Origin of the sequence: Paludicola sp. MB14-C6, from assembly GCF_030908625.1 — a bacterium.
Classification (GTDB): Bacteria; Bacillota; Clostridia; order Oscillospirales; family Ruminococcaceae; genus Paludihabitans.
Window position 1 is genome coordinate 920,417 of sequence record NZ_CP133133.1, and the last position, 24,241, is coordinate 944,657.

At 34.5% G+C, this 24,241-nt stretch carries 24 protein-coding genes; 8 read left to right on the top strand and 16 right to left on the bottom strand.

Annotation, left to right across the window (positions count from 1 at the left end; all coding sequences use genetic code 11):
- Positions 1-25 precede the first annotated feature (25 nt).
- From RBG61_RS04355 to deoC, 11 genes are all read right to left on the bottom strand, one after another.
- Complete coding sequence (locus RBG61_RS04355) at positions 26-685, bottom strand: M48 family metallopeptidase (protein ID WP_307946109.1); 660 nt, start codon at positions 683-685, stop codon at positions 26-28.
- Positions 685-1,179, bottom strand: a complete 495-nt coding sequence (gene ybaK, locus RBG61_RS04360) for a Cys-tRNA(Pro) deacylase (RefSeq protein WP_307946111.1) — start codon at positions 1,177-1,179, stop codon at positions 685-687. Before ybaK ends, RBG61_RS04355 begins: the two co-directional genes overlap by 1 nt.
- Before the next feature lie 122 nt (positions 1,180-1,301).
- The gene (locus RBG61_RS04365; protein WP_307947196.1) at positions 1,302-2,624 is read right to left on the bottom strand and encodes a pyrimidine-nucleoside phosphorylase; all 1,323 of its coding nucleotides are present in this window, start codon (positions 2,622-2,624) and stop codon (positions 1,302-1,304) included.
- A gap of 66 nt (positions 2,625-2,690) precedes the next feature.
- Complete coding sequence (locus tag RBG61_RS04370) at positions 2,691-3,644, bottom strand: ABC transporter permease (protein ID WP_307946113.1); 954 nt, start codon at positions 3,642-3,644, stop codon at positions 2,691-2,693.
- Positions 3,644-4,837 (bottom strand): ABC transporter permease, encoded by a 1,194-nt coding sequence (locus RBG61_RS04375; protein WP_307946115.1) that lies wholly within the window; start codon positions 4,835-4,837, stop codon positions 3,644-3,646. Before RBG61_RS04375 ends, RBG61_RS04370 begins: the two co-directional genes overlap by 1 nt.
- On the bottom strand, positions 4,834-6,360 hold the full coding sequence (locus RBG61_RS04380; RefSeq protein ID WP_307946117.1) for an ABC transporter ATP-binding protein: 1,527 nt from the start codon (positions 6,358-6,360) through the stop codon (positions 4,834-4,836). The genes RBG61_RS04375 and RBG61_RS04380 overlap by 4 nt, the downstream gene beginning before the upstream one ends.
- A gap of 202 nt (positions 6,361-6,562) precedes the next feature.
- Entirely contained in the window at positions 6,563-7,645 is a 1,083-nt protein-coding gene (locus RBG61_RS04385) for a BMP family lipoprotein (protein ID WP_307946119.1), read from the bottom strand.
- Positions 7,646-7,798: 153 nt separating this feature from the next.
- Positions 7,799-8,218: a cytidine deaminase gene (gene cdd, locus RBG61_RS04390; RefSeq protein ID WP_307946121.1), complete on the bottom strand. Its 420-nt coding sequence runs from the start codon at positions 8,216-8,218 to the stop codon at positions 7,799-7,801.
- Between the two features lie 12 nt (positions 8,219-8,230).
- Positions 8,231-9,403 (bottom strand): phosphopentomutase, encoded by a 1,173-nt coding sequence (locus RBG61_RS04395; RefSeq protein ID WP_307946123.1) that lies wholly within the window; start codon positions 9,401-9,403, stop codon positions 8,231-8,233.
- A gap of 109 nt (positions 9,404-9,512) precedes the next feature.
- A complete protein-coding gene (gene deoD / locus RBG61_RS04400; RefSeq protein WP_307946124.1) occupies positions 9,513-10,223 on the bottom strand; it encodes a purine-nucleoside phosphorylase in 711 nt (236 codons plus the stop codon).
- A gap of 22 nt (positions 10,224-10,245) precedes the next feature.
- Positions 10,246-10,911, bottom strand: coding sequence for a deoxyribose-phosphate aldolase (gene deoC, locus RBG61_RS04405; protein ID WP_307946125.1), 666 nt, complete (start codon positions 10,909-10,911; stop codon positions 10,246-10,248).
- A gap of 231 nt (positions 10,912-11,142) precedes the next feature.
- On the opposite strand from deoC, the gene RBG61_RS04410 reads away from it, so the two are divergent.
- Positions 11,143-12,312, top strand: a complete 1,170-nt coding sequence (locus RBG61_RS04410; protein WP_307946126.1) for a GGDEF domain-containing protein — start codon at positions 11,143-11,145, stop codon at positions 12,310-12,312.
- An 81-nt stretch (positions 12,313-12,393) separates the two neighbouring features.
- Here RBG61_RS04410 and galE read toward each other — a convergent pair whose 3' ends face one another.
- The 3 genes from galE to RBG61_RS04425 all read right to left on the bottom strand — a co-directional run bounded on the left by galE (position 12,394) and on the right by RBG61_RS04425 (position 15,548).
- Positions 12,394-13,407, bottom strand: coding sequence for a UDP-glucose 4-epimerase GalE (galE, locus tag RBG61_RS04415; RefSeq protein WP_307946128.1), 1,014 nt, complete (start codon positions 13,405-13,407; stop codon positions 12,394-12,396).
- A gap of 83 nt (positions 13,408-13,490) precedes the next feature.
- Positions 13,491-14,597 (bottom strand): phosphotransferase enzyme family protein, encoded by a 1,107-nt coding sequence (locus RBG61_RS04420; protein ID WP_307946130.1) that lies wholly within the window; start codon positions 14,595-14,597, stop codon positions 13,491-13,493.
- A gap of 42 nt (positions 14,598-14,639) precedes the next feature.
- Positions 14,640-15,548: a nucleotidyltransferase family protein gene (locus tag RBG61_RS04425; protein WP_307946132.1), complete on the bottom strand. Its 909-nt coding sequence runs from the start codon at positions 15,546-15,548 to the stop codon at positions 14,640-14,642.
- Between the two features lie 239 nt (positions 15,549-15,787).
- On the opposite strand from RBG61_RS04425, the gene RBG61_RS04430 reads away from it, so the two are divergent.
- A complete protein-coding gene (locus RBG61_RS04430) occupies positions 15,788-16,642 on the top strand; it encodes a DMT family transporter (RefSeq protein WP_307946134.1) in 855 nt (284 codons plus the stop codon).
- A 48-nt stretch (positions 16,643-16,690) separates the two neighbouring features.
- On the opposite strand, the gene RBG61_RS04435 is transcribed toward RBG61_RS04430, so the two are convergent.
- Together RBG61_RS04435 and RBG61_RS04440 are read right to left on the bottom strand one after the other, a co-directional pair.
- Positions 16,691-17,521 carry a phosphatase PAP2 family protein gene (locus tag RBG61_RS04435; protein ID WP_307946136.1) on the bottom strand — a complete coding sequence of 277 codons (831 nt, stop codon included), beginning with the start codon at positions 17,519-17,521 and terminating at the stop codon, positions 16,691-16,693.
- A gap of 244 nt (positions 17,522-17,765) precedes the next feature.
- Positions 17,766-18,446 carry a helix-turn-helix domain-containing protein gene (locus RBG61_RS04440; RefSeq protein WP_307946137.1) on the bottom strand — a complete coding sequence of 227 codons (681 nt, stop codon included), beginning with the start codon at positions 18,444-18,446 and terminating at the stop codon, positions 17,766-17,768.
- Positions 18,447-18,592: 146 nt separating this feature from the next.
- Here RBG61_RS04440 and RBG61_RS04445 point away from each other — a divergent pair, with 146 nt between their 5' ends.
- The 6 genes from RBG61_RS04445 to RBG61_RS04470 all read left to right on the top strand — a co-directional run bounded on the left by RBG61_RS04445 (position 18,593) and on the right by RBG61_RS04470 (position 24,192).
- Positions 18,593-19,246, top strand: coding sequence for a histidine phosphatase family protein (locus tag RBG61_RS04445; RefSeq protein WP_307946139.1), 654 nt, complete (start codon positions 18,593-18,595; stop codon positions 19,244-19,246).
- Positions 19,247-19,510: 264 nt separating this feature from the next.
- Entirely contained in the window at positions 19,511-20,341 is an 831-nt protein-coding gene (locus tag RBG61_RS04450; protein WP_307946141.1) for a hypothetical protein, read from the top strand.
- A 4-nt stretch (positions 20,342-20,345) separates the two neighbouring features.
- Positions 20,346-21,140 carry a glutamate 5-kinase gene (gene proB / locus RBG61_RS04455; RefSeq protein ID WP_307946142.1) on the top strand — a complete coding sequence of 265 codons (795 nt, stop codon included), beginning with the start codon at positions 20,346-20,348 and terminating at the stop codon, positions 21,138-21,140.
- A 30-nt stretch (positions 21,141-21,170) separates the two neighbouring features.
- Positions 21,171-22,418, top strand: coding sequence for a glutamate-5-semialdehyde dehydrogenase (locus tag RBG61_RS04460; RefSeq protein ID WP_307946143.1), 1,248 nt, complete (start codon positions 21,171-21,173; stop codon positions 22,416-22,418).
- A gap of 13 nt (positions 22,419-22,431) precedes the next feature.
- Positions 22,432-23,640, top strand: coding sequence for a hypothetical protein (locus tag RBG61_RS04465; RefSeq protein WP_307946144.1), 1,209 nt, complete (start codon positions 22,432-22,434; stop codon positions 23,638-23,640).
- 30 nt (positions 23,641-23,670) lie between these two features.
- Positions 23,671-24,192, top strand: coding sequence for a peptidylprolyl isomerase (locus RBG61_RS04470; RefSeq protein ID WP_307946146.1), 522 nt, complete (start codon positions 23,671-23,673; stop codon positions 24,190-24,192).
- The last annotated feature ends 49 nt before the right edge of the window (positions 24,193-24,241 follow it).

A 24,241-nucleotide genomic window follows, 5' to 3' on the forward strand; every position in this document is an offset into this window, starting at 1 on the left:
GATGCAGATTTTGGATATTCAACCATTACCATATTGTATTTATTTTATGCTGCATCTCTTTTAATGCCAACTGTCTTTGCTTGTAATCGGGAATAACCTGCTCTACTTCTTTCCAAAAAGCAGAAGAATGATTATGCTGCTTAATATGTGCTAATTCATGTACCACAACATAATCTAATTCAGTTTCTTGTACCATTGCAAGCATAAATGAAAAATTCAAACCATTAATAGATGAACAAGATCCCCAACGTTTCATTGCTGAATTCACTTTAACAGTAGTTGGCTGTACTTTCATAATTTTTGAATAATAAGCTACCTTATCTTGTAATAAAGGAATTAAAAGCTGTTTATATAACATTACTAGATATGGCATTAATATATTCAAATCCATATCAGGAATGATAAAGCAATCATCTTTAAACTGTACTTGATTACCGAACTGTATTGGATACTCTCTACCTTGCAACCAAAGCATATCCGTTTCATCCAACTTATCTATTGGCTTTTGGGGTTGAAGATTACGCATATATTCTTGTTTTTTAAAAATCCAATCTTGCTTTTGCATTAAAAAAGATTCGATTTCTTTTTTAGATAGATGCAACGGCGCACGTACTTCTATTGTAGCGTCGTTTAAAACATGAATAGCAAGCGTTTTCCTTTTGCTTCTAACTAATTGATATGTCATCATTCTGCTTCCTTTTCATTTATTACAATATTGGCAGTCATACCATTAACCAATTGCAATAAATCCTTAGGCGACAATTCAACCTGTTGACCTATTTTACCTGCACTAATCATCATAGTTTGTAATTGCAAACAAGATTCATCCACTACGGTTTGATAATTCTTTTTCATTCCAATTGGAGAACATCCACCACGTATATATCCCGTTACCTTGTTAATATCGGCAACTTTAATCATTTCTATAGATTTCTCATTTACTGCTTTTGCAGCATGCTTTAAATGCAGCTCACAGGCTACGGGAATCACAAAAACATAATAAATTTTACTCGCACCTATGGTAACAAGCGTTTTATATACTTGATCGAATGGTTGCCCCAACTTTTGAGCAACCGCAACTCCGTCAATATGTCCATCACTATGATCATATATATGAGATTGGTACGAAATTTTTGCTTTATCTAAAATTCGCATAGCATTCGTCTTGCTTGTTGCCATACTATCGCCTCTTTTATGTTTATCTTTAATATTGTATCAGTTTTTAATTGGGTTGTAAACATTAACATGAAATGATAAAAAATAACCTGTCAAAATCGAATGTTTTGACAGGTTATTTTTATTTAAAATCGTTCTACTTTGTCTTTTTCAATACGAGCATAAATGAGCTGTTCTTGCTTTGGCTTTTCGTCGCAAATTGTGATTGCTTTTTGGAACAATTCTTCAGCAGATTGGAATTTTGATTGATCTGAGCTATACATTGTTGCAATAACATCACCTTGTTGCACACTATCACCATATTTTGCTTTCAGAATAATTCCTGCAGTGAAATCAATATCGCTTTCTTTGGTTTCACGTCCTGCGCCTAAAATAACAGATGAAATTCCACACTTCTCAGTATCCATATGTGTAATGTATCCAGATTTTTGTGCTTTTACTTCATGACTATATGGCGCCTTTTCAAAGTTATTGCAATCCTCTATAACACAAGCATCGCCACCTTGCGCTTTTACCATTGCTTTCAAGCGTTCCAATGCTGAACCATCTTGCATTACTTTTAAAACCATTGCTTTACATTCTTCCATACTACCTTTTTTAGCTAGGTATAACATGTTTGTTGCCAGTTGAATGCAAACCTCGGTTAAATCTTTCGGTCCATTTCCTTTTAATGTTTCAACTGATTCTATTACTTCTAATGAGTTACCAATTGCATGGCCGAGTGGAATATCCATATCGGTGATTAAAGCTATGGTATGTCTTCCAACGTTTTCACCGATTGCAACCATGGCTTGCGCTAATGCAATTGAATCATCAAGCGTTTTCATAAATGCACCACTGCCTGTTTTTACATCCAATAGAATACAATCGGATCCAGCAGCTATTTTTTTACTCATAATACTTGCTGCGATTAACGGAATACTTTCAACCGTTGCTGTAACATCACGTAAAGCATATAATTTTTTATCCGCAGGAGCAAGATTACCTGATTGTCCGATTACGCTTAGTCCTGTTTCATTTACTACACGGAAAAAATGCTCACGATCAAGCGCAGTTTGAAAACTCGGAATTGATTCCAATTTATCAACAGTTCCTCCCGTATGGCCTAAGCCCCTACCGGACATTTTAGCAACTTTTACCCCGCATGCCGCAACAATTGGTGCAATAACCAATGTTGTTTTATCGCCAACTCCACCTGTACTATGCTTATCCACTTTAATTCCTTCAATGGAGGATAGATCCACCATATCGCCTGATTGTGCCATGCTGCTAGTTAATGTTGCAGTTTCTATATCTGTCATACCGTTAAAATAGATTGCCATTAACAAAGCGGAAGTTTGATAATCCGGAATAGATCCATCGGTAACCCCTTTAACAAAGAATTCAATTTCTTGTTTAGAAAGCTCATTTCCGTTTCGTTTGTTCATGATAATATCGTACATTCTCATAATCATTTATCCCTTTCTCAATTAAGGGCAAGGTGGAATACCTTGCCCTTTTGCGTATTTGTTTTTTTATCTTCCGCCTTTATCATATGGCTGACCAGATGCTTTTGGAGCTTGAGATTTCTTAGATGAAAATGCCAATACAATAAGAGTTGCGATATATGGTATCATTTTATAAACTTCGTTTGGAATTGGTAGGTCACGGATAAATGGAATTCCGGAATATGCAGCTGCTAATGTTTTCATGATTCCAAAGAACAAAGCAGAATAGAAAATTCTCCAAGGTTTCCATTGACCGAAAATTAGCACTGCCAATGCCAAGAATCCATATCCAGCAACAGTTGCGTTAAAGTTTGTTGAAGTAGGAATAACGAATACTAAACCACCAATACCGCCAAGCATACCGGAAATCATAACACCCGCATATCGTATTTTATATACGTTGATACCAACAGAGTCAGCGGCTTGTGGATGCTCACCACACGCACGTAAACGTAAGCCAAACTTTGTTTTATATAATACGATTGCTGCAATGATTAAAATTCCAAAACCAATATAAGTTGTTAAATATGCATTTTGGAACAGTAATGGCCCGATTACAGGAATATCTCCCAATAAAGGAACCTTTGCAATATGAAATTGATCTTTGAATTGTACTTGTTGAATGCCTTGTACCATTCTTGCAACGAAAATTGCAAATGCAGGTGCAAATAGGTTTAGCGCTGTACCACTAATTACTTGATCCGCTTTCATATTTACAGATGCATAAGCATGTAGCAATGAGAAAATAATGCCTACAATACCTGCAACTAGAATAGCTAAAATCAATAACAGCTGTCCATGAATTGCGTCTTCAAAAATCGCAATGAATGAAATACTTGCGAAAGCACCCATTATCATGATACCTTCTAATGCAATATTAACAACACCGCTTCGTTCAGAGAACATACCACCTAACGCTACAATCAAAAGAGGAATTGCAAAGAACATCGTTTGTTGCACTAAAAAATAAATAACATCCACTATTCTTTACCCCCTTCGTCTAGTTGTGGTGGCTCACCATTGGCTTGTGCCCCAACAACATCACCTGTGTAAAGTTTTTCTGCATTTGTAGCTTGAGCTGCCATTGCTTTTTTATCTTCTTTATTTTTGCTGATTTTTGCAATAAAACCTTTAAACAATAAGGAAAATGCACTAAAGTAGATAATAGATGCAATAATGATATCTATGATTTCAGGAACAAAGTCATAGAATTGTAGGTTGATTCCTCCAACAGTAATGTGTGCAATAAATAAGCCTGCAACTAAAACGCCAATTGGGTTTGATAAACCTAATAAAGCAACCGGAATACCATTAAAGCCTTCTACTGCTAATATATCAAGAACTTGAAGATGCTTACCGGAACCGGCTAAGTATAATAATGCACCACCAAGACCAGATAATGCACCCGCAATAATCATAGAAGTTACGATATTACGTTTTGCATTGATTCCAGCATATTTACTAGCATGCGGATTATGGCCACATGCTTTGAGTTCATAACCGAATGTTGTTTTATTTAAAACAATATGAATAATGATAACTACAATGATAGCAATAATAATTCCTGCGTTAACGCTTGGATATGGAAAAATCTTATCAAGTCCCCATTTTGGAATGACTGCATTTGCATTCACATCAACTGACTCATTTGCAAGTGGATTGAAAATAGTTCTAACAACTAACAAGTTAACAAGATACATGCCAATATAGTTCATCATAATGGATGAAATAACTTCATTTACATTGGCATATGCCTTCAATATTCCGGGTAAGATGCCCCAGATACCACCAGCAATTGCACCTGCTAATAAGGCAAAAATCCATTGAGTAGGTCCTAATGCTGTAAAATGTACACCAACATAAACCGCTGCATACGCACCAACGATAAACTGACCAGGTGTACCAATATTAAATAGACCTGTCTTAAACGCAAAACCAACAGAAAGACCTGTTAATATGATAGGTGTTGCATAATACCAAACTTCACCAATACCTACTAAACCATTGGTAAATCCACCTTTTAAAATAACCATAAAACCAGATAACGCTTGGCCTGGATTACTGATTAACAAAATAATCAATCCGAATAATAAACCAACAACAATAGCAAGTAATGAAGCTATAAAATTAGCAAAGCCAGTTGTTTTGGTGATATGCTTTAATTTCTCTCTCATACGGCTTCACTCCTTTTTGAACCTGCCATATAAAGGCCTAGCTCGTTTACTGTTACTTCTTTTGGATTTAGATTTGCGACAATTTCGCCCTCATGCATAACTAAGATACGGTCGCTTACATTCATAACTTCATCCAACTCTAAAGATACCAATAAAACTGCTTTTCCGGCATCACGTTGAGCCACTAATTGTTTATGAATATACTCAATCGCACCAACATCCAATCCACGAGTTGGTTGAACTGCAATCAGCAAATCAGGATTGCGGTCAATTTCACGTGCTAAAATCGCTTTTTGCTGGTTACCACCAGACATACTGCGAGTTGTTGTAATTTTACCTTGACCACTGCGAATATCATACGCTTCAATTAACTTATCAGCATATTTATTTACTTGATCAAAACGAATGAATCCTGCTTTTTGATATTCTGGAGTAAAATAAGATTGTAATACTAAATTTTCTGCTAGTGAATAATCTAAAATCAATCCATGTTTATGTCTATCCTCCGGAATATGAGCCATACCGCTCGTAGTACGTTGGCGAATGCTCATATGAGTAATATCAGTATCATTAAATATAATTTGTCCATCATGAATTTTTTCTAATCCAGTCAATGCAAAAACAAGCTCAGATTGTCCGTTACCATCAATACCTGCAATACAAACAATTTCGCCTTGTCTTACCTCAAAGCTAGCGTCCTTAACAAGAGGTTTTGTAGATGTTTTAGACTGTACAGTTAAGTTCTTTACAGTTAATATTGGTTTACCAATACTCGGCTCCCCTTTTTCAACAGTTAAATTAACGCTACGGCCAACCATCATTTCGGATAGCTCTTCTTTAGAAACATCGGCAACGTCAACTGTTTGAATGTATTTTCCTTTTCTTAAAACAGTACAACGATCGGCAACCGCCTTAATTTCATCAAGCTTATGAGTAATAAATACAATAGACTTTCCTTCTTTTACAAGGCCCTTCATAATCTTCATTAACTCTTCAATTTCTTGTGGAGTCAATACTGCAGTTGGTTCATCAAAAATTAAAATTTCATTATCACGATATAGCATTTTAAGAATTTCAACACGTTGCTGCATACCTACAGTTATTTCGGAGATTAATGCATCAGGATCAATCTTAAGCTTATAACGCTCGCTTAATTCCATAACCTTTTTCTTAGCTTGATCCATTTTTAAAAATCCACCACTTGTAGTTTCAACACCTAGTACGATATTTTCTAAAACAGTAAAATTGTGAACCAATTTAAAATGCTGATGCACCATACCAATTGCCAACGCATTCGCATCATTTGGATTGTTAATCTTTACTTCATTTCCGTTAATTTTAATTTGGCCTTTTTCAGGTTGATAAAGCCCAAACAGTACACTCATCAAGGTTGATTTACCTGCACCGTTTTCGCCAAGCAACGCATGAATTTCGCCTTTTTTCACCTGTAGAGTTACATTATCATTTGCAATAATTCCCGGGAACTCTTTGGTGATATTGAGCATCTCAATAATATATTGCATGGTATTTCTCCATTCTGCCAAATGACATTATTTCTTTATACAAAGCTCTAATAAAATGTCCTAAAAGTTTTGTTGAACAGCGATGTGTTTTGCATTATCTATTACAGCATCATTGTTCAATTTATTTTATTGTAACCACTTTTACTTAAAAAAGAGGTGCTAATTAGCACCTCTTTTTATTTTGTAGTGTCTAATTGAGAAATTAGATAACTTTAATAGTAACGATTTCTACCGGAATATCGGATGCTAATTTTGCATCTGTATCTTTCTTTAAAGAAATACTGCCACTTACTAGTTTTGCATAAACTGCATCATAATCTGCTGCTTTAAATTTAGCAAATTTTGAATTTTTCATTGGTAGTTCAACGCCATTTACTTTAGCATCAAGATTTATACTCTTTCCGCCAATCCATTTGTTGTTGTAATAACCAGTAACTGCATCATAAACAGATTTACCTAAGTTTTTCATTGCAGATGTAATAACTGTTTTAGATTCAGAAGATTGGTCAACGTCAACACCGATAACTTTTTTACCAGCAGTTTCAGCAGCTTTCATAACAGAGTTACCAACTGCACCACCACAAGCGAAGATTACTTCTGTTCCATCATTGTACCAAGAAGCAGCTTTTGCTTGGTTTTCAGGAGATGCGTCAAAGTTACCTACATAAGTATATTTCATGTTGATGTCGCCTTTTTTCATTCCAAGCTCTTTTGCAGCAGCATCAGCGCCTTGAACAAAGCCATAACCGTAACGAATTACTGCAGGAACAGCCATACCGCCCATAAAGCCTAGTTTTTTATAACCATCTTTTACTGCAGCATAACCAGCTAAGTAACCAGCTTGCTCTTCAGCGTAGAAAATAGATTGTACGTTTTCTTTTATATCTACTTTATAGTCTCCTGGGTGAGGTGCGCCATCAAGAAGAATGAACTTTACTTCAGGGTATTTCGTTTGAGCTTGATATACAGGTTTTTCAAACAAAAATCCAGGACATACAATTACTTTTGCTCCAGCTTTTACAGCTTGATCAATAGAGCTTAAGTAAGCAACATCTGATTTTTCAGCAGGCTTATAGTATTTGTATGCAATTTTTTTCTCTTTTGCGTACTTTTCTAGGCCTTCCCAAGCACCTTGGTTAAAAGATTTGTCATCGATAGTACCTACGTCTGTAATAAGTGCAAGTTCTTTTTTGCCATTATCACTACCGGAAGTACAAGCAGTTAAAACGCTTAGTGTTCCAACTAATAATGTTACAACCAATAAAATGCTTAATATTTTTTTCATTGCATTTCCCTCCATGTTCCGATATTTCGGATTATTACAATTAGATTATAATATATTTCTTTCAGAATTACAATCATTTTCGCAAAGAACATTTGGTTATTATTGAGGTGAAACGTACAAATTTCAACATGTCTTTTTGGTCAATGTGCACAATCATCTCAAATTATCCGGTCCAAATCCCAATGGAAGTAATTCCTCTAATGTATATTCCAGATAATCTTCTTCTGTTTTTGCCATAATTACCCGAAATGTCCTCGGATTACAAAATTCCATCATAACTTGTCTACATACTCCGCAAGGGGAACAATAATCGGGAGAATAATCGCTTTTCCCCAAAAATCCCCCTACAATCGCTATTGATTCAAACTCCATGTCGCCCTCTGAGACTGCTTTGAAAAAAGCGGTACGTTCCGCACAGTTTGTTGGAGTATAAGAAGCCGATTCAATATTACAGCCACGATAAATTTTCCCTGATTTTGATAAAAGTGCTGCACCTACTTTAAAGTTGGAATAAGGTGTGTATGCCATCTTTTGTGCCTCTAGTGCCTCATGGATTAACTTCTTTTCATCCATTTCAATCGACTCCTATTTTAAAATGTCATTTTTAAAGCTTTGCCCAGCTAAACGATCATCCACTTCAAAGATATCAAGGATAGTTGCAGCGATATCTGAAAAGCTTTCTCTCGTTTTTAAGTCAACACCCTGCTTAATTGAATTACCGTATACTAACAATGGCGCATACTCTCTTGAATGGTCCGTACTAGGAGTAGCAGGATCGCAGCCATGATCCGCTGTAATCATTAGCACATCATCTTCACGCATCTTACTTAAAAATTCTCCAAGTTGAACATCAAATTCGGTTGCTGCATTTGCATAGCCATCCACATCATTACGATGTCCATATACCATATCAAAATCAACAAGATTAACAAAGCACAAACCATGGAAATCTTTATCCATTAATGCAATTGTTTGATTCATACCATCAATGTTATTTTTGATTTTATGGGTTTCGTCAATACCTTTTCCAGCAAAAATATCGTAAATCTTACCTACTCCTATTGTTGCTATTCCGTTATCTTGCAATAAATCAAGCATCGTTTCACTAGGTGGCTTTAAAGAAAAATCATGACGATTAGGGGTACGTTTGAAATTACCGTTTTCGCCGATAAATGGCCTTGCGATAACACGACCAACACCATGCTTGCCTTTTAAGATATTTCTTGCAATTTCGCAATACTCATATAACTTGTCAACAGAAACAACATCCTCATGTGCAGCAATTTGGAACACGCTATCCGCAGAAGTATACACAATCAGCTTACCTGTGTCAATGTGTTCTTGTCCATAGTCATCTAACACTTTTGTTCCGGAATAAGGAAGGTTACACAGGATTTCACGACCAGTTTGTTTTTCAAATTCAGAAATAACTTCTGCAGGAAATCCGTTTGGATAAGTTGGAAGAGGTTCCGGAGATATAATTCCGGAAATTTCCCAATGTCCAATTGTGGTGTCTTTTCCTTTTGAAACTTCTGCCAAACGAGCAAAAGAAGCAATTGGATTTTGAGCACCCTTTTGGCAGTTTACACCTTCAATATTAAACAAGCCCAGTTTTTGCATATTTGGTGTATTGTATTTAATTGATTTTACTATTGCGCCAAGTGTATTACTTCCCTCATCGCCATAGCTTTTTGCATCGGGTAATTCGCCAATACCATAGCTATCTAGTACTATTAAAAAAATTCTTTGAATAGACATAGTGATACCTTCCTATATTTTTTTGTTTGAACTATCGTATTGATTAAAATCTTTATCTTAGGAATCATTTAATAATCCATACAACGTCCAACGTGCATTTATACTTTTTTTAAGCTATCTCTAATGCAATCTCCATCATTTGTGTAAAACTTAATTGTCTTTCTTCCGCACTACAAGCTTCACCTGTAAACGGACAATCTGAAATTGTACAAATACAAAGTGCATTTTTACCTGCTCTTGCCGCATTCATATAAAGAGCCGCAGATTCCATTTCTACCGCTAAAACGCCCATCTTCTGCCACTTTTTCAAGCTCATTGAATCATCATAGAACGTATCAGATGAAAGAATATTTCCTACAACAGCCTTTGCTCCTGCTTTTTCTCCAGCTTCCACCGCTTTTTTCACTAATGAATATGAAGCAATCGGAGCAAAAGTTCCCGGTAATTCATATTGATGAGCAAAGTTTGAGTTCGTACAAGCTCCCATACCTATAACGATATCCTTCACTTTTAAGTCAGGATGAATTGCACCTGCAGAGCCAATTCGGATAATATTATCAACGTTATAAAAATTAAATAGTTCGTAAGAATATATACCGATTGAAGGAATTCCCATTCCACTTGCCATAACTGAAACACGCTTTCCTTTATAAGTTCCTGTATAACCGTTAATTCCACGAACACCATTTACTAAAACAGCATCTTCTAAAAAGTTCTCTGCAATAAATTTTGCTCTTAATGGATCACCCGGCATAAGCACTGTTTGAGCAAAATCTCCTTCTTTTGCAGTAATATGAGGTGTTGGTATGTTGTTACTCATAGTTCATTACTCCTTATCTTTATTAATATCCGTTTGCTTGTTCATTTTTCATCAATTTAATAATACGGCTTGTTCCAAGTCGATCACAACCTAATGCAATAAAGTCCTCTGCATCCTGCAAAGTGCTGATTCCACCTGCTGCTTTCATTTTTACATTTGGACCAATATGTTGAGAAAATAGTTTAATATCCTCTCTTGTAGCTCCTGCAGTAGAAAACCCCGTTGAAGTTTTAATAAAATCTGCACCGGCATTCGTTACCAATTCACACATTTTAATTTTTTCTTCTTCTGTTAATAAACAAGTTTCGATAATAACCTTTAAAACGTTGTTTCCACAAGCAACTTTTAATTGTTGAATCTCATTTTCTACGGCTTGATAATTTTTATCTTTTAAATCGCCAATATTAATTACCATATCAATTTCTTTTGCGCCATTTTTAATTGCATCTTTGGCTTCAAAAACTTTTGTTGCAGTAGTATTATACCCATTAGGAAATCCAATTACAGTACATACAGTTAATTTTTCACCAAGATATTCTGCAGCACGTTTTACAAATGAAGGTGGAATGCATACTGATGCAACGCCATATTTCACCCCATCATCGCAGATTTTTTTAATTTCTTCCCATGTTGCTGTTTGCAACAATAAAGTATGATCTACTGTTTTTAGTAATTTTTCTTTTTCCATAAGAAACTCCTTTCAAACTGTTTTTCTCCATTTACTATATATGTTTGTACCAATATTGTATCATCAATTGCGTTACTGGTAAACACAAATATTTAAATTATTAGAATAATGTTATTTTTACCAATTTTGTTATAGTTAGCAATTGCAATTTTTTCTTATATATGATACAATACAAATTGACATATTTTGTAAATTGAATTTTGCATTATATTAGAAAGTAAGTGATTCATTGTGCAATATTATCGTAATGCAAACCATATGATAAAGCATTTTCTTTCACGAATTCACTATGGTATATTTTATACGTTAAGCCTCAGTAAGCTTCAACGAAAAGAATATAGCTTATTAATCATACGAGAGAATCAATTTCGCTCGCTTTTATTTCTATTGCTTACAATATTGCTTCAAATCATCATATTTTGTCTTTTACCAATACTACCTATCAAAACAACGCCAACTGGCATAAGACTCGTAACAGCAGCTGTTACTTTGGAATTGCTTTATATTGTGTTAATTCTTTTATACCATCCAAAATCCAATTCATCTATTGCTATATCAAAATGGATGAATAAAAGTTTTTGGATAATCGTCTGCATCTTTATGCAATTTGTTTTTATTTGGGAGTTATCGATATATAAAACCATCTATCTGTTTATTCTTTTTGTATTTTGCTATTCAGTTGTACCATTACTAACTCTTTCGGAAATTTTAATTATAACAGGAATCAATGGTGTTCTAACTTGTTTTACTTCTTATTACTATACCCACAATGTTCCCCTTATTCTCTTAATTGTCCTATTCAGCATCTTAAGCTTTTGTGTATCGCAACGCTCTGTCAGCCTTTTTTATAAAATGACCAAAACAAATAATGAACTAATATTATTAAGTGAAACAGATTCTTTAACAAAACTTTTAAATCGCAGAGGTATTCGAAATAAAATTGATATTCTTTGGAATGATTGTATTGCTTTTCAAAAAAATGTTGCTATCATAATGATTGACATTGACGATTTTAAGCTCTATAACGATACATACGGACATTCAAAAGGAGATGAGTGCTTAGAGTTAATCTCACAAAACATTCATTGGAATGTCAATCCTCACATTGGAATTGTTGGGCGATATGGAGGAGAAGAGCTTTTAGTAGTCTTAGAAAATATTAAAAATGAGGATGTCATTCCATTAGCACAAAAAATCAGAAAATGTGTGCTAAAATTAAGCCTAGAATCTGGAATTGGTGCAACACATGATTTTGTAACAATTAGCTTAGGAATTCATACATTAACTCCAACAGAAGCCAGTAAATTCAGCGATGCAATCAAACTTTCGGATCAGCAGCTTTACTTAGCAAAAAAAGGTGGACGAAACTGTATAGCCTATCATAATTTTATATATAAATAGAATCGGATATTTTGAGAACTGTTCAGCAGTTCTTTTTTTATTGTCAAAAAGGGTTATGCGAAATAACGCATAACCCTTTTACTAATCTTCGTATCCGTTTGGATTCATACTTTGCCAACGAGCAGTATCTTCACACATTTCTTCTAATGTATGAGTTGCTTCCCAACCAAGTTTTTCTTTTGCTTTGGTAGGATCAGCATAGCACTGTCCAATGTCGCCCGGCCTTCTCGGTGCAATAACGTATGGAATCTCTTTTCCTGTAGCTTTCTCATATGCTTTTACCATATCTAATACAGAATAGCCCTTACCGGTACCTAAATTAAAATATTCAATGCCAATTTGTTTTCTTACTATCTCAATTGCTTTTAAATGACCTAAGCTTAAATCAACAACATGAATATAGTCACGTACACCTGTTCCATCCGGTGTATCATAATCATTTCCAAAAACTTGTAAGCATTTTAATTTGCCAGAACCTACTTGAGAGATGTAAGGCATTAAATTGTTTGGAATGCCTGATGGATCTTCCCCAATTAAACCGCTTTTATGTGCACCAACAGGATTAAAGTAACGTAAAATTGCAATGCTCCAGTTTGGATCTGCAACAATCAAATCCTCTAGAATTCTTTCAATCATCAATTTCGTTGTTCCATATGGATTCGTAGTGGATAAAGGAAAATCTTCCGTAATAGGAACGGTTTTTGGCATACCATATACGGTTGCAGAAGAGCTGAATATCAGCTTTTTCACATTATACTTCGCCATAACTTCACACAAAACCAATGTTCCGGTTATATTATTATGATAATACATCAAAGGCTTAGCAACGGATTCTCCAACTGCTTTAGAACCAGCAAAATGAATAACTTCTGTTATATTGTTTTCTGAAAACACTTTTTCGAGTGATTCTTTATCTAAAATATCCACTTCATAGAATTTAAAGTCTTTTTTTGTAATCTCACGAATGCGTTCCAATGCTTTGGGTTTACTGTTAGAATAGTTATCAACGATAACAATTTCTTCTCCAACGTTTAATAATTCCACACATGTATGTGAGCCAATATATCCGGCTCCGCCTGTTACTAAAATTGCCATAAACTACCCATCCTTCTTGTACAGATTCGATTTCATTCAAACAGTTTCTCTCACGATTCAGTTAAAGCTCTTATATGGAGTCATTACTTTGCATAATCAGCAACAATTTGCTGCATTTCATCAAAATGAGCTTCCATCTCTTTTACTAATTGAATTTGCGTTCTTGCTCGATCTAAATTATGCTGTGGACGCTCAATTCTATAATAAGTGTCTCCATTAATATAGTCGCCTAAAAAACGGATAGCTTGTTCTAAAGTAATAATCTTAGTTGCAAAAACAAGGTGCTTAATTTCTGTTTTATTTAAAATCTCTTTTGTCTCACTTAAAAATCCTTTTGTATATGCCTTAAATAACGTCATATCTAGCATAACTTTTGATAAATCAGGTTCATCTTCGCTCGCAGTGCTAGCACCATTTCGAATACTATCGCCAAAATCAAACAAGCCACAGCCAGGCATTACAGTATCTAAATCTAAAACGCAAATACCTTCTCCTGTTTGATTATCCATCATAATATTATTCAATTTTGTGTCGTTGTGTGTTACACGAACGGGAATAGAACCATTTTTCATTAAATCCATTATTACTGACAATTCTTTTTCTCGTTCTTTTATAAACTGAATTTCAGTAATAACATCATTCACACGATTAACAGGATCATCCCTCATTATATCACAAAAATGCTGATATCGTCTAGGCGTGTTATGAAAGCCCTCAATTATTTCATATAAAGAATTGGCATCAAAATCAGATAATTGCTTTTGAAATTTACCAAAAGCTTTTCCGCATCGTTCAAATAATATAGAGTCAGTAATTTGATCAAATGCAGTTGCATCCTCAATATATAGATATGCTCTCCAATATCGATTATCCGTATCATGATATAAACTTCCGCCTTGTTTTAGCGGAATAATATTTAATACTTCACGTTGCGGATTACCACCTCTTTTTATCAGCTTTGCTTTGATATGGCTCGTTATCTTCTCAACATTATACATCAGTTGTTGTGGATTATGAAAGATATTTGTATTAATACTTTGTAAAATATAACGCTTTGTTTGATTACCTTTCAGTTCAAAAGTTAGACAATAGGTCGCATTAATATAGCCTTGCGTAATTGGTTTTATGTTAACACATTCACCATCAAAGCAAAAAGCATCAATTACATTATGTAGCTTTTCTTGTTGCATAAGAAATCACCATTCGTTTGAAATGTTCAAACATCTACCCTTCTATAGCTTTTCGGGATACACATGATCGGCTGTTAGTTTTTGAATATATTCGACTACCTTTGGTTTATCGTTCGCATAGGTAACGCCAAACCATTGCCCATGGGTAGGAATCACTTTCACGTCACATACTCCGTTACCAATCAAATTCTGCATTTCGGATGGTAATAAATATTCTACTGTTTTAAGGTTAGCCTTATTTGCTTCAAAAAAGCCTTTCATTTCTTTGCGAATTTCGCTGAATATTTCCGGTGTAAAGCCCCAGAAATTCATTGAAACTGTAGAATTCTCATCTACAAATTCATAACCGGTTTCTTCTTCGAAGAATGCTACCTTTCCGTCTTTTTTCTCAATACGTGTGCGTTCAACAATATGAGATAAAAAGCCGTCTTTATCTGTTTCACAAATACCTCTTGCAACATGTCCGTGATCAGTTAATGTATTTTTTAAAATGTATCCAATCATACAAAATTGCAATTTGTCAGTTTTCTTGCTTAGCTTTTTTAAAAAATCCGCAACTAATTGATAGGATTCTCTACCATAAAAATCATCTGCGTTAATTACTGCAAAATTTTCCTTCACCAAACCTTCACAAGATAATAGTGCTTGAGCCGTTCCCAGTGGTTTTACCCTATCTTTTGGAATAATAACACCTTCCGGTATATCATCCATTCGTTGAAATGCATATTCCACTTGAATCTTATTGGAAATACGATTTCCAATCGTTTGTTGGAAAACCTCAAGGTTTTCTTCTTTTATAATAAATACAATTTTATTAAATCCAGCTTGAATTGCATCATAAATAGAATAATCAATAATAAATTCCCCGTTTTTTCCGACAGGATCAATTTGTTTCAATCCACCATATCGATTTCCCATTCCAGCTGCTAATATTACTAACGTCATCTTCATTACAGTCCTTTCTATATTGCGCTCATTCTCTTGTATTAGAAAGCAACAGCACAAATAGCCTCTTGCTCATATTTAGTGTAGCATGATGATTAACCATTTTCAACCGATTTTACGTCTACCCATGAAACTAGCAACATTCTTAAAAATCCAAACAACAATGTGAAAAAAAGCATAGCTTTTATTGCTTCAATTTGGTAGAATAGAGAAATGAAATTATATGAGAGTCAGGGGTATTCACATTGAAAACAGAACGCAAAGGAATTTTATTGGTTATAGTAGCCGCATTATTATGGAGCACAGGCGGAGTGTTAATCAAGTTTATTCCATTATCATCTATGGCAATTTCGTCCTTTAGAAGTTTACTTGGTCTTATCGTAATCTTTATATTTTATCACAAACAAAAACTTATCATTAGTAAAACAGTAATCATATCGGCTTTTTGTTTAGCCTACACGTTAATCGGTTTTGTACTGGCAAATCGGTTTACGACAGCAGCAAGTGCTGTTGTGTTGCAATATTGTTCCCCTATTTGTGTTGCGTTTTATATGTTTTTACTCTATAAGCGCAAACCAAAACGCAATGAGGTTATTGCATTATTCGGAGCTTTAGTAGGTATAATATTATTCTTCTTTGGAAAATTCAGTGGAAGCTCTTTGTTAGGAAATGTTATTGCATTATCTGCGGGCTTCTCTTTTGGCGGATTATTCTTGATTAACAGCCGAAGTGATTGCGATTCCTATTCCTCTTTGGTATTCGGTCAATTATTAACTTTTGTTATTGGTATTCCATTTTTATTTCAAGAAGACTATTCCGTTGTTACAGTAGGTTCTATCTTTGCAATTCTTGCACTCGGCATTTTCCAAGTAGGAATTGCTTACATTTGCTTCTCCATAGGAATAAAACACATCTCCCCTTTAGAAGGCAATATTATCTGTATGATTGAGCCCGTATTGAATCCAATTTGGGTATTCCTTTTCATTGGTGAAACATTGTCTATATATGCGTTATTTGGTACTGTAATCGTTATTTCTTCTATTATCTTTTTGAATGTATCACAAGCCAGAGAAGCAAAAAAGAATTTAGTAAAACAATAAGTATATAAATGTCAAAAACGCTCTTACCAATCGGTAAGAGCGTAAGTTTTATTGTAATGATTTTGCTATATATCTTAAAGTAAAATATTTTGATAAATAAAAAATTATAATAGAAATTGTTGCACCATATAGTACATCGGAAGCAAAATGAGCGCCGAAATAAACTCTGCTAAATGCCATAAAAACAATCCATAAAATAGACACGGTATATAATAAAACCTTAACTGGTTTCTTTTTAGTAAGCGGTGCAAACATCGTTATAATATAAAGAATTGCGGCATTTGCAGTGTGTCCTGATGGAAAGGAGCGATTTCCTGTAATTCCATTTGGCTTATACCAAGGTGTAAAATCTGCTACTGTTTCTAAATCTCTTGGTCGAACACGTCCCCAAAATACTTTAATAATGTTAATGATAATTAACACGGATATCATATATACAATTGCAGTGAGTGCAATGCAATATAGTTGAAATAAACGTTGAGGAGACAGCTTCTTAAATAAATAAATCGTAATTGTAAAAAGAACACCTGTTATTACAATACCGATTAAGCTGTACCAAAAGTTATGAAAGCGGTTTAAAACGATTATGCTGTAGCCAATTCCGGCTATCATATAAACGATGCCTAGAATTGCCTTATACGTCTTTCCTTCATAATCCGAAGGTTGAGAGTTATAGTATAATGCAAGAATAATACCGCTAAGCGCAAATAAATAGGGAGCCACAAGCTCGCCCAAAATTTCCATTATATTTCCGAAAACGGATTGTTGATTGCTTATATTTAAGAAAATATTATAATCGGTAATTCCAAATAAAAGCGATAATTCAAATAAAACAAAGCCAGATAGCAGAATGGCTACATATTTTTTAGCGTTTGTCATGGAAACGAAACATTCCTTTCTGTTTTGAGCCGATTTCGGTATTGCCGAATTTGCCGCCGTAATTTACGAAAACAAAGGTACAAAACGAGTTTGAAATAATTTTCAAACAAGGCAACACATTTAAGTAGATCAATTGCTAAGTGCCTAATGAGTAAACACTCATTGAAATATTATAAGAAAAGTCTTTATTTTTCAAGGCATTGATGGTAAAATAAAACTAATAGTTTGTTTTACTATTGCTATCCTATTTGTTAATTGTTGTCTCACTATTCTTAATTAAGTTTAAAAGCGAAGTTGTAAACAAAGGATAGTCTTGTTGCAAGGTTTGAGTAGACATATAAAGTTTCTCTTTTAATTCCGGTTGTTGCGCTATTAATTCATTGGCAATCACATTGGAATTGGCTTCACAAACAGCCATTGTTGCCAACGCTTTTGCAGATGCAACAACGGGAGATACCGTAAATAAAGTTTGTTCGTTTTTAGGGTTAATACCATATAAAATACGGAACATTCTATATACGCTTAAACTCATGAAGCTTGAAACTTCTGTTGTAAGCTCTTTGCTGTTAATATTTTGGAGGAGATCAAAAATAATATTAAGAGCATTAAAAACAAGCTTTTTATTTAATGTTGGTAAAATACTGCCTTTTAATGTATTTTCCTTACCTGTACTATCAGGCTCAGGAATGTCATCAAAGGAAAGCTGGGCACCTGTTCTTTCAGGAGAACGCCCTAATAAGTAGTCACAAGATACGCCATAAAAATCAGCAGTACGTACAACAAAGTCAAGACCGCATTCTCGTATTCCTTTTTCATAATGAGATAAAAGCGCTTGCGAAATTTGAAGTTCGGCTGCAGCTTGTTTTTGACTGATACCTCGCTCTTTTCTTAAAAGCGTAAGTATTCTTGGAAAGTCCGCATTCATGGATTCCAACCTCCTAAAGCATTAACGTAAAGTAAATTATATTACATTGCCTACTATTTGTAAAGCAGTTTTTAAGAAAAATTTAATTTTTTGTCGTTTTTTTTGTATAAAGTATTATGTTTCTAATCAAGAAAGGAAAAAAATTTATGAGAACATACAAAATCTATCTGATTCGACACGGTTTAACGCAGGGAAATGTCGAAGGAAGGTATATAGGTAGAACAGATTTATCTCTTTGTGAAGATGGAATAAACGAAATCAAATCGTTATTAAATACCAGCGAATACCCAAATGTTGGAAGAGTGTATTCCAGTCCGATGCTTCGATGCATTGAAACGGCTCAGCTAATTTACCCTGGCTTCACACCAACTTTAATTGATAATTTACGAGAATATGATTTTGGTGAGTTTGAAAATAAAATCATTACTGACTTAATGCAAGATGAAAAATATATGCAGTGGATGGAACGCTCTTTGAAAGATGGCTTAAAAGGTGCAGAAAAGATGCCTGAATTTAATCAAAGAATTTTATCCGGCCTTGAAGAAATCATTATGGATATGATGAAATCAAAAATATCCGATGCGGCGTTAATTACTCATGGCGGTGTTATCATGCAGCTGCTTGCTATGTGTGGAATTCCGAAAAGGAAGCCAACTGAATGGGTTGTTGGTAATGGAAAGGGCTACACAATATTAGTTAACAGCTCACTTTGGTCTAATACAAAAGCTGTTGAAGTTTATACTGCTGTACCATATACAAATGAGTTAATAGAACATAAAGCGGAAAATGAAGATGAATAGTTAAAATTTAATACAATTGAACTACTTTGCTATTCAAACGATTTTGGTTATGAAGTTTATTCCGAACATGGATGAAAATGAAAAAAAAGAGTGTAAAAACAGCTGTCATGTGTGATATAATAATAGCAAAGTCAAAAATCAAACACCCACTTTGCACTTATAATATAAAATGAAGTAATACTTAAAAATTTCAATTCAAAAAGTATTCTACAGTATACTATATTGGAAATTACGGCTATGCTAATTAAAAAAGGAGAAACCAGCGTGAAATTACATCAAATTGTTAAGCAGTCGGCGCAACGACTTAAATGTAACATTGGAAAAGCAATCGGTTTGCTTTTTCTGTTGAGTTTCGCCTATTTTACCGTTTTATTAGTGGAACAAGTTATTTCTATGGTGTTAAAACCAACACTTATAAACCCTGATATGACAATGAATTTTTCAGGGAACACCTTGTTAATAACTTTAATTCCATTATCATTATATTTTATTTTAGTAAAACCCTTTCTATTAAATGTGAAAGGCTGGAATTATAAGTTAGTAACCGAAGATGTCCCATTGCAAGAAGCTGTAAACTATTTTGGCACATGGAAAAGCTATTGGCGTGCAGTTTGGTACAGCTTGATTAAATCAATTATAATAACATTAATCTATGTTGGTCTGCTCGTCCCCGTTATGGCACTTTTAGTTGCATTGCGCGTGCAAATTGAAGTGCAGGGCGAAGTACTTGGATTGCTCTTTGCGATTCTATTTCTTCTAACAGGAGTGTTTTTCCTATTAGCAGTGGTATATGCTACTTATATTACCATTGGCTTTTTCTTTGCAGATTATATATATGTATCCGAAATTTCAACAAAACCATTTACGGCGTTTCGTATATCATTTCAGATTGCTAAAAATAAAAAAGGTTCTATTTTGGTTTTATGGCTTGCTATGTTACCGTTATTCTTATTTTCTTGTTTTGTATTACCGGCAATCATATGCATTCCGCTTATCAATCTTATATTTGCTTTTTATGCAAAAGATAGAATTGCAAACTATTTTACAGCAAAAAATGAATTAGATTCTTCAATTGAAATAGAAAGGGTTGGATAAAATAATGAGGTCTACAATTCGCAAGGCAAAAAGAATTGTTATAAAAGTTGGAACTTCCACGTTAGCACATAAAACAGGTATGTTAAATATAAGACGAGTTGAACAATTGATTAAAGTAATATCCGATTTAAAAAACTCTGGGAAAGAGATTGTGTTTGTTACATCAGGCGCAATTGGAGTTGGTGTTGGCAAGCTTGGACTATCGAAAAAGCCAACTGATATGCCAACCAAGCAAGCTTGTGCAGCTATTGGACAAGGTGAGTTAATGTATATATATGATAAGTACTTTACAGAATATAACCATAATGTTGCACAAGTTTTATTAACAAGAGATATTATTGAATCAGAAAAGCGAAAAGAGAATGTAATAAACACATTTCAACGCTTACTGGAGTTATCCGTTATTCCTATTGTAAACGAAAATGATACTGTTTCTGTTGATGAAATTGAATTTGGTGATAACGACACACTTTCCGCTATCGTTGGAGATTTGGTAGATGCTGATTTGTTGATTATTCTTTCAGATATTGATGGATTATATGATGCAGATCCTCATAAAAACAAAGATGCCAAGCTCATTCATGAAGTTAAGGAAATTAACGATTATATTATTGGGTTAGCAGGTGGAGAAGGTAGTGCGCTTGGTACAGGTGGTATGCAAACCAAAATTCATGCTGCACAATACTGCTTTGAATCCAAAATACCTATGGCAATTTTAAATGGAAGCAACCCAAATAACCTTTATGATCTATTAGAAGGTAAACCGATCGGAACGGTTTTTTACTGTGATAACAAATAAAAATAAAAATTCAGCATAAAGGAGAAACGTATGTCATACATATTGGAATTAGCTCAGAAAACAAAACAAGCACAAAAAGACATAGCGAAGGCTACTATTGAGCAAAAGCAAAAGCTGCTTTATGCAATTGCAGACAGCTTAATTGCTAACATTGAGCAAATATTAAACGCCAATGAGATTGATTTAAGCCATGCAAAAGACAATAATATCTCTGAAACCATGCAAGATCGTCTACGATTAACAACACAACGCATAGAAGCAATGGCAAATGGCGTTAGAAAAGTGGCTATGCTGCCCGATCCAATCAATGAAGTAATAGAAGGCAGAACATTAGCCAATGGCTTGGAAATTAAAAAAATACGAGTTCCTTTGGGTGTAATAGGTATTATTTATGAATCTCGCCCAAATGTAACCGTTGATGCGGCGGCACTTTGTTTGAAAGCCTCTAATGCAGTTGTTTTACGAGGCGGTAAAGAAGCAATTCATACTAACATTGCTTTAGCAAAAGTGATGAAAAATGCAATTGCTAATCAAGGCTTTCATCCTGATATTGTTTCAATTGTTGAAGATACTTCAAGAGAAGTATCCACCCAAATGATGCAGTTAAATGGTGTGATTGATGTTTTAATTCCACGAGGCGGAGCCGGTTTGATTCAAGCTGTTGTAAAGAATGCAACCATCCCTGTAATTGAAACGGGAGTTGGAAATTGTCATGTATATATTGACAACGAAGCAGATTTGCAAATGGGTGCACAAATAGTGTATAATGCTAAAGTAAGCAGACCATCCGTATGCAATGCGTGTGAAAGCCTGCTTGTGCATAAAGATGTAGCAAATAAATTCTTACCTATGGTAAAAGCATTACTTGATCAAAACAATGTAAAGTTGCTTGGCTGCGATAAAACAAAACATATTCTGGGCGATTGCGTTATACCTGCAACGGATGAAGATTATGCAACTGAATTTTTAGATTATATTTTGTCTATTAAGGTAGTAGATTCTTTAAATGAAGCAATAACGCATATTCAAACTTATACAACACATCACTCAGAAGCAATTGTAACAAATAATATACGCAATGCGAACCAATTTACAAGTGAAATAGATGCGGCTGCGGTTTATGTGAATGCATCTACTCGCTTTACAGATGGAGAAGAATTTGGATTAGGTGCTGAAATTGGCATTTCAACGCAAAAGCTACATGCACGAGGTCCGATGGGATTAAAAGAATTGACTTCAATGAAATATATCATTATCGGAAATGGAAATGTAAGATAGGAGGGAAAGAAAGATGGCAGAAGAAAAGAAAAAGAAGGATAACAATTTAGATGCGATTCTTTCCGAAATTAACGAAACAATTCGCAAAGATGCAAAGAAAGTTGAATCTGAAGAAAAAGTAGAAACTCAATCAGCTACTGTTACTGAGCCAAATGAAAATAAGGAAGCGAAGCCGCCGCAATCGACTAATGCAAAAGGCAAAAATAAGAATAAGAATTCTGTAATTGAAGCCACAAAGAATACTTCTTTAGGAAAAGATTTAAATGAGGATTCTTCAAAAGAAAGCCGTTCTGCTCGCTTTATTGAAGTTACTTCATCAGAAATGGAAGGACAACAAGAACCTGAAATTATTATAGAGAAAAAAACGACCGAACATTTTCATGATGAAGTTTCTCGTTCGAAAAATCCTCAAATCCAAAAATTAAAAAGCAAAAAATCAAACCGTTCAAAAAGACAAAAGCGAGTTGCGTTAATTGGTGGCGTTATGTCTCTATTTTGTATCATTGGCGTAATTGCAAGCGTATGGGGACTCATTCGATTTACAAATGGAGTAATCAACAACACCTCACAAAAAGAAGAGCTTGCAAAAGAAATCTTTCCTTTTGTAATTATTGATATTCCTGAGTTCGATAACCCAACAAAACTCGATAATTCAGCAATTATATCATCAGCAATTTGGGAATTTATTATTGATGAACCGAATAAAGCTAAATATGATAAAGATGATTTAGGCTGTATTTATGTACCCGCAATTGATATTGAGCCTTATATTCGCCGCTTATATGGTAACAATGTAAAGATAAAGCATCAAACAGTTGATGATACGAGTGTACAAATGAACTATGATGAACAAAGTAAAATGTATTCCATAGAGTCAACACCTAAGTTTTTACCATATCGTCCAAGAGTCGATAAAATTACAAAATCAGGTGATATTCTTACCCTAAAAGTAAGTTATGTTATGCCAAATGCGATGTGGGACTTTAAGACTAAAGGCAAAGTGGAACAAGTTGGTAAAACAATGCAATACAAAGTGAAAAAGATTAAAACAGGTTATCAGCTTCTTTCAGTAAAACTATTATCAGTTGAAGGTATCAGCTCTTCTAATGCGGCATCATCCACGAAAAAAGAGCAAACAGAAGAAACTCCTTCTGAAGGAACGACCTCTAATGGTGAGGCGAGCCAAACCCAAAAGCAAGAAACAAGCAGCACAAAAGAATAATATATATGATATTAGAATGGAGAATATAGAATGCAAAATCCAATCGTAACAATTGAAATGCAAAATGGCGACAAAATCAAAATTGAGCTTTACCCTGAAATCGCACCAAACACAGTAAAAAACTTTATTTCTTTAGTACAAGATGGATTCTATGACGGTGTTATTTTTCATCGTGTAATCAGAGGATTTATGATTCAAGGCGGCGATCCGAATGGTACAGGAATGGGCGGTCCAGGCTACAGTATCAAAGGTGAATTTAAAGGGAATGGAATCGACAATACATTAAAACACACAAGAGGCGTAATTTCTATGGCTAGATCAGGTCATCCAGATAGTGCCGGCTCTCAATTCTTTATTATGCACCAAGATGCACCACATTTAGATGGTCAATATGCTGCTTTTGGAAAGGTAACGGAAGGAATTGAAGTTGTCGATAAAATTGCTGATGTTGTAACTGATTATGCTGATAAACCGGCTCAAGATCAAATTATGAAGATCGTTACTGTTGAAACTTTCGGAGTAGAATATGATCAACCGGTAAAAAGAAAATAAGTAATGATTTTTAAAGGTGTGTATTGGCCGCAACCAATACACACCTTTA